Here is a 14,085-nt window from a genome sequence, read left to right as displayed (position 1 = left end):
TCAGAGGCCTGTGCTGCCAGCGCGGTCTGCTGTGAGAGCGGTCTGCCACACACACAGCGCCTGCCCAAAGACGGGCCTCAGCAAAAAAAGCAAAGTGCTTGAATTATCCGTGAAACAAAGTTACATTACAAATCAATTTTTCATGTAACTCAAGAACATCATGGCATTTGATCTGGTTTTTTTCGGCGGCACGGGCGATCTGGTCTGGCGCAAACTCATGCCGGCCCTGTTTCAGGCTTTTCGACACGACACCCTACCCGAAGGCGGCCGCATCATCGGTGTGGGCCGTGACGATATGACGGACGCGCAATACCGCCAGCAAATCCAGTCGCGCTTCGAACAGGTCGAAGGCGACAAACGTCCCAAGCCCGAAGAATTCGCCCGCTTTGCGGCCATGCTGTGCTATGTGCGTATGGACCTGTCCAAGTCCGAAGCCTACGCTGCTCTGTCGGCCCGCCTGGCCGAGCGCGAGACCGACAACGTGGTGATGTATTTGTCCACCGCGCCCAGCCTGTTCACCACCGTGTGCGAACAACTCGCCGCCAACGGTCTGAACACGCCCAAGACCCGCATCGTGCTGGAAAAGCCACTGGGCCACGACCTGGCCTCCAACCGCGCCATCAACGAAGCCGTGGGCAAGGTCTTCAAAGAGCAGCAAATCTTCCGCATCGACCATTACCTGGGCAAGCCCGCGGTGCAAAACCTGTTTGCCCTGCGCTTTGGCAACGCCCTGTTCGAGCCCCTGTGGCGGCGCGAGCACATCGCCAACATCCAGATCACCATGGCCGAAGAGCTGGGCGTGGAAAAGCGAGGCGGCTTTTACGAAACCACGGGCGCCCTGCGTGACATGGTGCAAAACCACGCCCTGCAACTGCTGTGCGCCATCGCCATGGAGCCGCCCATCAACGCCCATGCTGACGCCATCCGCGACGAAAAGCTCAAGGTTCTGCGCGCCCTGAAACGCTGGACCCCCGAGACCCTGAGTCAGCACGTCATTCGCGGGCAATACAGCGCGGGCAATGTGTTCGGTCAAGCTGTGCCGGGCTACCGCGACGAAACCGGCGTCAACCCGCAAAGCAGCACCGAAACCTTCGTCGCCCTGCGCACCGAAATCGCCAACTGGCGCTGGGCAGGCGTGCCGTTTTACATCCGCACCGGCAAACGCATGGCCTCGCGCGAGGCGCACATCGAGATCAACTTCCGCCCCACGCCGCACGAAATTTTCAAAAGCCCGGTGGGCCAGGACAACAAGTTGGTGATCCACCTGCAACCCAAAGACGGGCTAGAGCTGCACCTGTTTGCCCAAGGCCAAAGCAAGCGCGGCCAAGGCAGCGGCGCTGCGACCCTGAGCCCGGTGCACCTGGACTTGGACTTTGACAAACGCTTTGGCAGCGAACGCGTGGGCGCCTACGAACGCCTGCTGCTGGATGTGCTGGAAGGCCGCCTGAACCTGTTTGTGCGCAGCGACGAACAAGAAGAAGCCTGGCGCTGGGTGGAGCCCATCTTGCGCCACTGGAGCACCGACACCATCGGCCCACGCCCCTACGCCGCAGGCACCTGGGGCCCCAGCGCCTCGAGCGCCATGATCGCGCGCGACGGATTTTGCTGGAGTGAAGAGATCTGAGAATGCCGAAATGACAATCGCCTCATGCTGGTAGGTCTTGCGAATTGAGAAAAATTTGTAGGAGCTTGCCCTGCAAGCGAAAAGCCTGTGGTCCACAAACGACTTATCGCCAGCAGGGCTGGCTCCCACGATGCGCAGTTTTTGCGGAGACCGCGCAAACTTCATCGGACCGAATCCATAGGCACGCCACCAACCCGACAATTGCCCACAACCCCAAAGGAGACACCCCATGCTCGACCGAATCAAAGCCTCCCTGCCCTCCTTGGCCCCCGCCGAGCAACGCGTGGGCAAGCTCGTGCTGGCCGACCCACGGGCCTTTGCCAACTTGCCCGTCACCGAATTGGCCGACCGCGCCCATGTGAGCAAACCCACCGTGGTGCGCTTTTGCCGCAGCATGGGCTATGACGGCCTGTCCGACTTCAAACTGAAGCTGGCCGGCAGCGTGAGCGAAGGCGTGCCCTTCATCCACCGCAGCGTGGACGCGGACGACAAGACCAGCGACATCGCCGTCAAAGTCATCGACAACACCGTGGCTGCGTTTTTGAAGTACCGCAACGACGCCAGCTCCTTCGCACTGGAACACGCCGCCCAAGCCCTGGCCGCCACACAAACGACCAACCGCCGCATCGAGTTTTACGGCGTAGGCAACTCCGGCATCGTGGCGCAAGATGCGCAGCACAAATTTTTCCGCCTGGGCGTCAACGCCATCGCCTACAGTGACGGCCACATGCAAGTCATGAGCGCCTCCATGCTCCGGCCCGGCGACTGCGCCGTCATCATCTCCAACTCGGGCCGCACCCGCGACCTGATGGACGCCTGCGACATTGCCAAAAAACAAGGCGCCACAACAATAGTCATCACCGCCAGCGGCTCGCCCCTGGCCAGCGCCGGGCACATCCACCTCACGGCCGACCACCCCGAGGGCTACGACAAATACAGCCCCATGGTCTCGCGCTTGCTGCACCTGCTGATCATCGACATCCTGGCCACGACGGTGGCGCTGCGCATCGGCGAAGAATTGCAACCCGTGCTGCGCGATATGAAAAACAACCTGCGCAGCAAGCGCTACACATAAAGGTCTCCGGCCCCTCGTAGGTTGGTGGCTTCAGCCCCGACACAGCGCCTTCGCTGACACCCAAAACGTAGGAGCTGAAGCTGCCGACCTACAAAAACACCGCTCCGTAGGTCGGCGGCTTCAGCCCCGACCAATGCCGGTCACCCCCAAGTGCTCGGGGGTCGAAGCCCCCGACGTTAACGGGTCAAACCGGCCATGCACGCTCAAAGCTTGCCGTCGGGCGCCAGGCACAACTCAATGCCATAGTCACCACTTTCATTGCACTCACACTGCTGCAAGCTCTCAGGCAAGCAAGCCTGCGACGGCAAGACTGGGGCGCCCGTTGGCACTTTGCTGCCAGAAACCGAATCCACGCCATGCGACATAGCAGCACCCACACCGCCTGCATTAAATAAGTCTGACAAGTTCAAACGACTGGTCGGCATCGATGTGCGGGCCAAAGCCAAATCCACGACCACGTTGCTGTTGGTCACGATGGCCGGGGTGATCCTCAGCGCCGCATTGGTGTAAGCAATTTTGTAGTTACTCAACACCGTGGCCGCATTGGCCGGAGCAGCGCTTAGGTTCGAGTTGTAGGTGCCCGCAATCATGCCTTTGGCGATGCCCGACACCGTCACATCTTCGCCCGAAACAAAGCCCGACTTGGTCGCTGGCGACTGCGTTTGCTGCGTGCCATTGGCCTGCACCGTGGTGGCTGTGCCCGTCACGGCAGCGTCCTTGGGCGTGATCGTCCCTTTGCCAATCACCGAAGTCGGCAAGTTGTAGTTATTCAGATCCGTACCCGTCGCTGCCGCAAAAATGCCCGCTGCCAGATTGACCGTGACGCTTGTTGCACTCAGCACATGCTTGTCGTTGTACAAAGCAACTGCTTGATTCACACCGGCGGTTTCGGTCTGCCCCCCCAAAGTCACACCTTTGACGGTGAAGGCGCTGGGGACCAGAGTGGCGGCTGTTGTTCCATCGTAGGTTTTGGTTTGATCGGCGAGGGTGACGGTGAGGGTGGCTTGGGTCAAAGCCACGGTGTTGTTCGCGCTGCGCGCCGCAGTGAACTTGTAGTTGCTGGCTTTGCCTGTGCCGTCCGTCAAGACAACTGCATCCACATAGTTGCTGCTGTTGTCTTTGACGTCCTTGCTGTTGATCGAGGCGCTGCTGAAGCCCAGGGTCTCAGTGCCCACGCCTGTGGTGATCCTCAACTGCGTACCTGTCAGGGTCTTGCTGCCGTCATAGGCCTTGGCTGCGGCCAAGGCCACTTCCTTTTGGGCGACAGACAAGGTGCCATCGACTTTGCTGATCGCGTAGTTGCCGTTTGTGTAGGCGCTGTCGTTGACCGTTGTGGCTGTCGTGCCCGCATCTGTGCGCTTGCCGCCTGCAGTGATGCCAGCCAAATCAAGCGCAGCTGTGTCCGTGCCTTTGAGGCTACCGCTGGTGATCGCAAATCCACTCACGCTTTGCTCTGCACTGTTGTAGACCCTGGAGTTGTCGCTGTTGGCGGTGAGCGTCAAGTTGGCTTGGGTCAAAGCCACGGTGTTGTTCGCGCTGCGCGCCGCAGTGAACGTGTAGTTGCTGGCTTTGCCTGTGCCGTCCGTCAAGACAACTGCATCCACATAGTTGCTGCTGTTGTCTTTGACGTCCTTGCTGTTGATCGAGGCGCTGCTGAAGCCCAGGGTCTCAGTGCCCACGCCTGTGGTGATCCTCAACTGCGTACCTGTCAGGGTCTTGCTGCCGTCATAGGCCTTGGCTGCGGCCAAGGCCACTTCCTTTTGGGCGACAGACAAGGTGCCATCGACTTTGCTGATCGCGTAGTTGCCGTTTGTGTAGGCGCTGTCGTTGACCGTTGTGGCTGTCGTGCCCGCATCTGTGCGCTTGCCGCCTGCAGTGATGCCAGCCAAATCAATAGCGGCTGTGTCCGTGCCTTTGAGGCTACCGCTGGTGATCGCAAATCCACTCACGCTTTGCTCTTCACCGTTGTAGACCCTGGAGCTGTCGCTGTTGGCGGTGAGCGTCAAGTTGGCTTGGGTCAAAGCCACGGTGTTGTTCGCGCTGCGCGCCGCAGTGAACGTGTAGTTGCTGGCTTTGCCTGTGCCGTCCGTCAAGACAACTGCATCCACATAGTTGCCGCTGTTGTCTTTGACGTCCTTGCTGTTGATCGAGGCGCTGCTGAAGCCCAGGGTCTCAGTGCCCACGCCTGTGGTGATCCTCAACTGCGTACCTGTCAGGGTCTTGCTGCCGTCATAGGCCTTGGCTGCGGCCAAGGCCACTTCCTTTTGGGCGACAGACAAGGTGCCATCGACTTTGCTGATCGCGTAGTTGCCGTTTGTGTAGGCGCTGTCGTTGACCGTTGTGGCTGTCGTGCCCGCATCTGTGCGCTTGCCGCCTGCAGTGATGCCAGCCAAATCAAGCGCAGCTGTGTCCGCGCCTTTGAGGCTACCGCTGGTGATCGCAAATCCACTCACGCTTTGCTCTGCACCGTTGTAGACCCTGGAGCTGTCGCTGTTGGCGGTGAGCGTCAAGTTGGCTTGGGTGATCTTGCCGTTACCTGTCGCCACTTGCGTGGCATTGTTATTGGACAAGGTGTAGTTGTTCAAGTCCAGGTTATTGGATGTAGAGGCCACATCGCTTGCGTGAACTGTGGCGCTCACCGTTGCGGCATCCACAACGTTCTTGCTGTTGTAGCGGCCGCTCACTGCCTTGAACAAGGCCGATTCTTGTTGGCCGCCAACGGTCACTCCGCCAGCACTGACTTGACCTGCAGCCATCACTGCATCAACGGTGCCGTCGTACACCTTGGTCTGATCTGCCAGTGCCAAGGTCAATGTGGCTTTACCAATAGTCCCTGAAGCAGTTTGCTTAACAAGCGCATAGTTACCACTCATGTCAACGTTGCTGCCGTCAACAATCGTCACAGCGTCATTCACCTTCAAGATGCTGCCACCTGTGCCTGCAACGTTCTTGTCTGTGTATGACTGGCTGACCGTCACCGTGTCCGTCGTCGCCTTGTTGCTCACGTTCACGCTCTTGCTTGAGGCCGTCGTGCCGTCATAGGTCTTGCTGTCCGTTACCGCTGCAAGGGTCAGGTTGCGCTTGCCGATGGTCACCGTGGATTGGGACTTATCAATGACATAGTTGCTGGCCAGGCCATCCACGGTCGTTGTGTTGTCACCTGCCTTGTTGCTCAGCGCCAGTGTGTCTTTGTCACTCAACTGACGCGTCTGCACAACGCCGCCAGTTGCAATGACGTTCTTGCTGGCAATCAGGCCTGAACCAGAGAGGTCCAATACTTCCGTCTTGCCGTTGACGCTTACGCCAGTGAAAACCGCCAGGTCAGCAGCAGCTACAGCGGTCGTGCCGTCGTAGTCACGGGCACCTGTCAAACGCACAGTTTTGGCTTGGATTGTTCCATCACCCATTGCCTGCACTTGCTGCACCAAGGCATAGTTGCTGGTGTCATCTGCGCCCGTGGCCACTGTCTTACTCAAGGCCTTGCCTGTGAAGGTGACTTTGTTGCCTGTTGCCGCCACATCTTTGCTGTCGTATGTGCCCACTGCTGTACCCGTCAACGAGACGTTGTCGCCCGCAACAAGTTTGTTGTCGCTGGACACGCTGGCGCCAGCGGCCACTGACGAGAGGCTGGAGCCGTCCGTCACTGCAGCAACATGGGTGCCGTCATACGATTTGTTGTTGACAGTGAGGCCACCAACTGTGATGGTTTTCTTGTCCACGGTGTAGTTGGCCGTAGCGGCTGTGTTGCCTGTGCTCGTGCCCGCAAAGATGTAGTTGTCAGCGTCGTACTTGTCATTGCCACTGGCAAGACCTGCAGCGACCGCTTGGTTGTACTTGCCCGCCTTGAGGGTGTTGCTTGTGCTGTATGCCGCATCCACTTTCGTGACCGCACTGGATGCACTCACCCAATCTCCGCTGACCACGTCAGTGCCCAAGTCCACTGCACCTGCGCCCACTGTTCCTCCGTAGGTGTTGCCTGCCGCTCCAATGGTGGCCGTGGTGATGGTTTTCTTGCCCACGGTGTAGTTGGCCGTAGCGGCTGTGTTGCCTGTGCTCGTGCCCGCAAAGATGTAGTTGTCGGCGTCGCTCTTGTCATTGCCACTGGCAAGACCTGCGGCTACCGCTTGGTTGTACTTGCCCGCCTTGAGGGAGTTGCTTGTGCTGTATGCCGCATCCACTTTCGTGACCGCACTGGATGCACTCACCCAATCTCCGCTGACCACGTCAGTACCCAAGTCCACTGCACCTGCACCCACGGTGGCGCCGTAGGTGTTACCTGCCGCTCCAATGGTGGCCGTGGTGATGGTTTTCTTGCCCACAACCACCTTCGCACTTGTATCAGCTAAATTCACGGCATAGGCACTGCCCGTATAGGCAACGGTATACCCATACCCCGTTGTATTGGCTTTGAGATGATTGGAGCTGCTGTAGCTACCTGCAGAGAATGCTGTGGTGGGTTCAATGCTCAATGCGTCAATCAAGTCGGCTGTTTTGATTTTGACGGAGTTGGCGGCACCCGTCAGAGCAATGCTGATGGTTTCGGTACTTGCGTGAGTCACCTTCATCTGGCTGCGCACATCCGCAGTCAAATTCAAACCGTCCACATAAGTTTTGCTGACGTCACCATAAGTTTTATTGACGGTACTGACCCCAAAATCCACAGTGCCCAATCCGATGGCTTGGCGGAAAAACACTTGTGCAGTTCCTCCACCACTGGCACCGCTGATGGCAGCATCATGGTTGGTGGTGTAAGCCACATGCGAAACGGTGTTCGCTTTTTCGCTAGGTGCGCTGCCAAAACTTGAAAGGTTCAACTCGGCCAGATTGTTTGTGAGTTGGCTCAGCAAGCCTGTACCAGCCACGGACCCTGTATAGATATATGTTTTTCCAGATCCCGAATTCGTCGCCGTCATGAACGATGTGGTCTTGACGTCGCCACCAGCGCCATCACCCGCCAATTTGCCCACACCCGCCCCCAGCACCACATCACCTGATGTGCTGTTGCTGATGGCTTTTGTGATCGTGAGGTCACCGGCTTGCGTGGTGATGGCTGCACCCTCAGCGCTTGTGATGCCGGAAACAGTGGTAACAGGTGTTGTCAGACCCAGAACATCGACTTCGCCAATGTCCAGACCACTGGCATTGGTGAATTCAACCTTATTTGCCACTGCGGCCAATTTGCCCACTGCGTTTGTTTTTTCGCTCAGCGTGAAATTGGCAGCAGTCGTTAATCCCTTCAACTGAAGTTCAGCCGCTTTGATGGCTGCGCCAGAGGCTTGGGTCACGCTGCCGCCCGCATGAAGGGCCAATTTTTTACTGGCCTCAACCGCAGTCGTTGATGGGTCATCACCCACCGTCAACGCCGCACCAACCACAATGTTGCCCCCCGTTTGCAAAGTCACGTTGCCCGTGGTGGCGTTGGTGGTGGTGGCTTGGGAAACCGTGATGCCGCCTGTGTTGCTGGCATCGCCAATGATCAGGTTGCCTGCGGTGATGAGGTTGAGTTCGGCGTTGGACAAGCCAAGGGTTCGGGAAGTCGGGTTTGTATGACCGGCGTCACCAGCACCGATGGCAATCTTGGCATCAGTCGAGTCTGTTTTGATGGTGACGGTGCCGCCTGTGTTGCTGACATGGACCTTTGCGGGAGTGGCCGAAGTATTGATGTCCAGCGTATCCGTCGTGATATTGACCGCAGTTTTGGCGCTCAAGTTGGTGCCTGATTCCACTTTCAATGCAAACGGTGTTACCCCCTTCGTGGAGGTAGTGATGTCGATTTTGCCGTGGGTCGCAGTGGCCATTTTGAACACTTGCGCCACGGGGTTGCCGTTACCAGAGAGGGTGTTTTCACCTTTGATCACGACATTCTGATTGGCTGTGATCGCCCCTTGCAAGCTCAACGCAGAGGCGGAGAGGCCTGTCCCATTGCTGACGCCTGTGATGTTGACGTCCCCACCCGTTGCAGTGATGGCGCCATTGGTATAGACACCATTTGAATTAAACGATTTGCCATCCAAAGTGACATTTTTACCGTTGATGGAAACAGCGCTACCGGTATAAAGCGCGCTTTGTGTACCCGCATCGTTGACCGCCGCAATGTTGACGTTTTCTGATGCGGTGATCGCAAGACCTGCACCTGAATTCAAGCTAATCGCAGCGCCTGATGCATACCTTGATTTGCCTGTGCCCGTTGTGATGACGCCAGTTGAGGAGATGCTGCCACCGTTGGCAATCGATGCGCCTTGCGTGCCGCCCGAGCCAGTGACTGCAGGTACACCCGATGCGACAGCGCCAATTGCCATGCCTGCACCCGTGTTGTCAATCGTGATGTTTTTACCTTTAATTTCGGTAAAGGCCGTGTAAGTGCCGGTGACATAGTTTGTAGGCAATGCATTGCTGAAGTTAATGCCGCCTTGGTTGGCTTGAATCAACACATTGCCAGTGGTTGTGAAGGAGGCGTTCCCTGTTTGCCCAGTAGTCTCGGATGTGAAATTGATGGCATTGGACGCTGCATTTTGAGTTTCAGCTTGAATGACAATGTCACCGCCTGCGGTGACTTGCACCCCAGATGGACCGTTGATGGCAGCCGATGTATGGGATGTAGAAGCCCGGTTGTTGCCGCGCAATGTGAATTGACCGCCCGCATCCATCATGGGCGCTTGACCGCTGTAACCGCCGCTTGCGTTGTTGAGTACCACCCCCACCCCACCCCCAAGGCCTGTCACTGTTCCGTTGATGCTGATGTCACCTGTGGCCGTCAGCTTTGCAGCGCTAGGGTAACGGTTGAAATTGACGCCATTGCCTGAACTACCAGATTGGGTATGCACTGTGCCGGTGATGTTGATACTGCCAATTGCTGGCATTGGTAATGAGCTGTTGCCGGCTGTGATGGTGCTGCCATCCCAAATTCGCACTCCATTTTGACCAGATTGACCCAGTGTTGCGTTACCAGATGCACCGACAAAAGTGACATTGCCAGAAGCGACAATTACCGCACCACCAGGGGTAGCGTTGCTTCCCACGGCAATGCCTTCCGATGTGCCTGAAGTCCCGTTGATCACGACATGGCCTGCTGTAGCCTGCACACTTTTTCCTACCCCAATTTGCACAGCCTTCTCATTGACCGATTCGCCCGTGATGCTCACGCTTGCGCCTTTGACAGCGCTGAAAATATTGACACCTTGGAAGCCACTGTTCGTGGTTTTTTTGCCCGTGATGCTGAGCACACCGCCTGCATTGATAGCTCCATTGGTAACAACACCGACCCAGTTTTTACTGGTGCCATTGATTGTGATGTCGCCCGTGGCATTCAACGCCCCGGTGGACTGCTGAAGTCCAAACGAATTGTCTGATGCGCCCGTGATTGAAATATTTTGGGCTGTGATGGCGGCTGACGATTTCAAGTCGACACCAAAATGACTGAACTGGTTGCCTGTACCTGTTGCTGTATTGACCCCCAGTATGTTCACATTCGATGTGGCCGTGAGTGCCCCCCCCAAGGAAATACCTGCAGCGCCCCTGCTTGAACCTGAGCCTTGAACAATGGCGCCAGTGGTGACATCCATCGTGCCAGCCGTATTGTCCAAGGTGATGTTGGCGCCCGTCATGGCAGCCGATGTGCTCATCGTGCCGTTTGTGGTCTTCAAATAAATGTTGCCGCCACCTGACAAGTCAATGGCTTTGCTGACCGTCAAATCACCACCGGTGATGTCAGCATTCACATTGCCGTTGCCAGTCATCGTATTCGCAATGGTGGTGGTGACATTGCGTTTGTAGTTCAGGTTGGCGCCATTGGCCAAGGTCACATCACCAGTGCCCAGCGTGCCTGTGCCGCCGCCATTACCGACTTGCAGCGTGCCGCCTCCACTGACCGTTGTGATCCCGCTGTAGGTATTGGCCCCAGTGAGCGTGGTGGTGCCTGTTCCGGCCTGCGTGAATGAACCTGTGCCGATGATCACATTGGCGATACCAAAATCGTTGCTGCGGTTAATGGTCAAGTTGCCGTTATTGGTAATGGTCCGGGTGTTGGCGCCCAATGTGCCTGTGCTGCCGCCAGCACCTATTTGCAATGTGCCGTCGTTGATGGTGGTCGTGCCGGTGTAAATGTTGGTGCCGGTCAGTATTTGGGTGCCCACACCGGATTTTGCAAGGTTGATGGATTGGGAGGTCGTGGCATTCGTGATTGCGCCACTTTCTGTGTTCTTCAATATGGATGCATTACCCACATTTGCACCAATGACGCCGATGTAACTGGAAGTGCTTACCGCAGCAGCGCCAACACCAATCGTCAACTGATTTTCCCAGTTGTGGGTATTGATGATGTTGCCAGCCCCAGTGAGTCCGCGCATTTGCACCGTCTCGCCCCGCATATCGAGCAATGCGCTTGATTCAATGTTGACATCAGCCAAGTTGGTTTTCAGTGATGCTTGTCGGACGTCGTTTTGAAGTGAGCCCGCTTGAATGTCGATCAAACCGCCTGCGTTGTTTGCAAACTTCATACTGACGCCAGTGTTTGTTGACAGTTGCAAACCCCCAACGCCAGTTTTCTTGAAAGTGCCAGCTCCGCTGACTGTTGTGGCGCCGTTGTATCCAGTGTGGGCAGCAACATTGGCTTCAAAAGTTGCACCTGCTGCAATAAAGATCCCGCTGGTTCTTAAGCTCCCCATATTGGTGCTGACCAGCGTACCTGCGCTGACCGTGGTGGCACCTGTGTAGGTACTGGCCCCTTGCAAGGTGATTGCGCCTTCCCCTGTTTTGGTCAGACCACCTGACCCAGTAATTGCACCCGTCAGAGCGCCTGCAGTCGCGCTGTTGAGGGTGAGCAGGCCACCGTTGGTGCCCAAATTACCAGACCCAGACACGTTGCCAGTTTTGGCGGTGAGGTTGATGCTGAGTGCACCAGTTCCTGTGCCTGAAGAAGTGATGTGGTTGTTGAACGTGAGGTTGCGATCTGCAATCAGACTCAAGCTGGCAGTTGAGCCTGATATTTTTGCAATAGCTGCACTGACCGTGATGTCACCCGCATCAGCACCCGCACCCGCGGTGTTGATGGTGACACTGGTGCCCGCATTGAGGTTGTTGACAATGTCGCCGGCCAAGATGTTGGAGGTGGCACCGGGCACAAACTGCACACCAGGCGTGGCTGAATCGCCATCGGTGTAGGCAGTTCCAGTGGGGCCACTGCCCACGATGTTGATGTTGTAGGGGTCCAGCAACCAGTCTTTGGCCATGACGCGAACACCATCCACTTTCAGGTGTTGACCCGAAGTCTCCACAAATCCGCCCTGGCTCTCCAGCAGTGCGCCACTCACATCGGCGGTTTTGGCCAGCACGTTCGTGTCCTTGTCCCGCCCAATGTAAATATCTCCACCGACGGAGCCTTGGGTGCTGTTGGCGGTGATGCTGCCGTCCACTTTGATACGGCCGGCTTCGGCCAACAGGTGCACTGCGCCACCTTGGGCGCCTGTGGTGTCAATGCCGCCGGACTGCATCACGCTGGCGATGGCACTGCCCACGGCGGCGGCTTGCATATAGACCTGGCCGCCTTCGGTGACGATGCTGCCGCCTTTTTGGTTGGCCACCGCGGCGTTGATGGCCGAAGGGGTCAGCTCCATCTTGATGCGGCGGCTACCGTACAGGGGCAAGGTGATGGTTTCTGCCGCGCCCAGGGCGACGTTGCCTTGGGGGGCCACGATCTTGCCTTCGTTGCTGACGCTGGCGCCCAGCAGGGCCACATAGCCGCCGGGGGCGGATGTGAGGGTGCCCTGGTTGATCACTTGTCCGGTGGCGCCGTCGCGGGTGAAGCGGTTGCGCCCGGCCATGAAGTCGGCATCGGTGGTGTTGAGTGTGCTGGCTGTCAGGCCTGCGGCGCTGACGGAGCCGTCTTTGCCAAAGGTCACGCCATTGGGGTTGACCAGCACCACCTGACCGTTGGCGGTCATCTGACCAAAGATTTGGCTGGGCGCGGGGCCGTTGACGCGGTTGAGCAGCACAGCCTGTGCGTTGGGCTGCACGATGTTGACTTTGGCGTCTTTGCCGATGTCAAAACTTTGCCAGTTGACCACCGCTCGGGCCGTGCTTTGGTGGATGCCCATGTTGGCGCCGCTTTGGCTGATGGCCGCTGCACCTTGGGCCACTTGGCCGCCGGTGGGCAGTGCGTTGTTGGCCGGGGCGGCCCACGCCATGGAGACCAGCGCAAAGCTCAGGGTCAGGGCGCCGATGTAATAGACGGTGGCGAGTGAAAAGCCTTTGTCAAATCCTGTGCCTGCACAATGACCAATGGCCTTGCCCTGGCTGGCAGCGTGCTCGCCAACTGCCACGAGGACACCGAGGTGTTTGGAGAAGATGGTTTTAAAGCAACGTTTGTTCATAGGCTTAACTTTTTGAAGTTATTCCCATGAGTACTAAATGTCTGTTATCTACCGCACATATACGATTAAAATTGGTGATTTACTGAATATTTTAATTAAATACTGTCACTATTTATTTATATTCAATTATTTTATAGTTAGTAATAATTAAATCCCAAATGCACTTTTATTTTATTATTTATATTTGCAATTATTGATTTATTGCATTTTTTGCCGTAAAAGTCGAATTGATCCACCACTAGCAGGCTGCTGAAATACTCAACGATTCAGAGGGGCCACCTTGCCCCGAAGATGCATTTTCAGATTTTCATTTCGCATTTTGAAATTCCAGTGGTTTGGAACGCTTCAAAACCGCGTTTTGACGCACCTATCCCTGCTTTTTTCGCTCATCGGGCACCTTGCAGACGCACCTGTTCCAGCGTGCGCAGTCGCGTGAGGTTGTAGGCCGTCATCGTCAGCACAAACATCTGATCGACTTTCTCCAAACCTCGCACCAACACCTGGCGCATGTGGCCCACAGTCTTAGCCCAACCAAAGCCTTGTTCGATGCACTTGCGTTTTTCCCGCGACATGGCGTAACCCTCACTGTCGGCCACTGCATCGGGTACGGCCGATTTACGCCCTGATTTGTTCTGCGCCACATGCGGCAACACGTTCATCTGCTGCAAGGCCTTGATGAATTCTTGCGCGTCGTAGCCTTTGTCTGCCCCCAGCGTGAGCGTTGTCTCTTCTTCATGCGACTGGCGCACATCGTTGATCATCGCTTTGGCCGCTTCGCGCTCAGCGTAGCCGTCCGCTTGCGTGACCATGGCATTGACCACCAGGCCGTTTCGGTTGTCCGTAAGTGTGTGGCCCATGAATCGCAGTTCGCTGGCGGTCTTGCCTTTGCGATAGAGCCGGGCATCACCGTGCTCATGGTCGAGCACGACATGAGCCTGGTGTCCAAAGTCTCGGACCGCGTGCTGGCCATGAGCCAGGGCGAAGAACTGGCCACCGGCACGCCCAGCCAGGTGCAAAGC

Annotated in this window: 3 protein-coding genes and 2 pseudogenes; 3 read left to right on the top strand and 2 right to left on the bottom strand. The window is 56.9% G+C overall.

Going from position 1 to position 14,085, the window contains the following annotated elements:
- The first annotated feature begins 160 nt into the window (after positions 1–160).
- Entirely contained in the window at positions 161–1,624 is a 1,464-nt protein-coding gene (gene zwf / locus AMM33_RS11145; RefSeq protein ID WP_090141348.1) for a glucose-6-phosphate dehydrogenase, read from the top strand.
- A gap of 229 nt (positions 1,625–1,853) precedes the next feature.
- A complete protein-coding gene (locus AMM33_RS11140; RefSeq protein ID WP_090141347.1) occupies positions 1,854–2,699 on the top strand; it encodes a MurR/RpiR family transcriptional regulator in 846 nt (281 codons plus the stop codon).
- 203 nt (positions 2,700–2,902) lie between these two features.
- Here AMM33_RS11140 and AMM33_RS11135 read toward each other — a convergent pair whose 3' ends face one another.
- Positions 2,903–13,066: a filamentous hemagglutinin N-terminal domain-containing protein gene (locus AMM33_RS11135; protein ID WP_090141345.1), complete on the bottom strand. Its 10,164-nt coding sequence runs from the start codon at positions 13,064–13,066 to the stop codon at positions 2,903–2,905.
- Between the two features lie 386 nt (positions 13,067–13,452).
- Positions 13,453–13,971: pseudogene (locus AMM33_RS11130) on the bottom strand (transposase); the annotation flags it as partial.
- Between AMM33_RS11130 and AMM33_RS21975 the strand changes: the two are divergent.
- A pseudogene (locus AMM33_RS21975) lies at positions 13,960–14,085 on the top strand (ABC transporter ATP-binding protein); the annotation flags it as partial. The pseudogenes AMM33_RS11130 and AMM33_RS21975 overlap by 12 nt on opposite strands.

It is taken from the genome of Limnohabitans sp. DM1 (assembly GCF_001269385.1).
In the GTDB taxonomy this organism is placed as follows: Bacteria; Pseudomonadota; Gammaproteobacteria; order Burkholderiales; family Burkholderiaceae_C; genus Limnohabitans_A.
The sequence above is the reverse complement of the archived record's forward strand: the minus strand, read 5'-3'. Positions and strand labels throughout refer to the sequence as shown.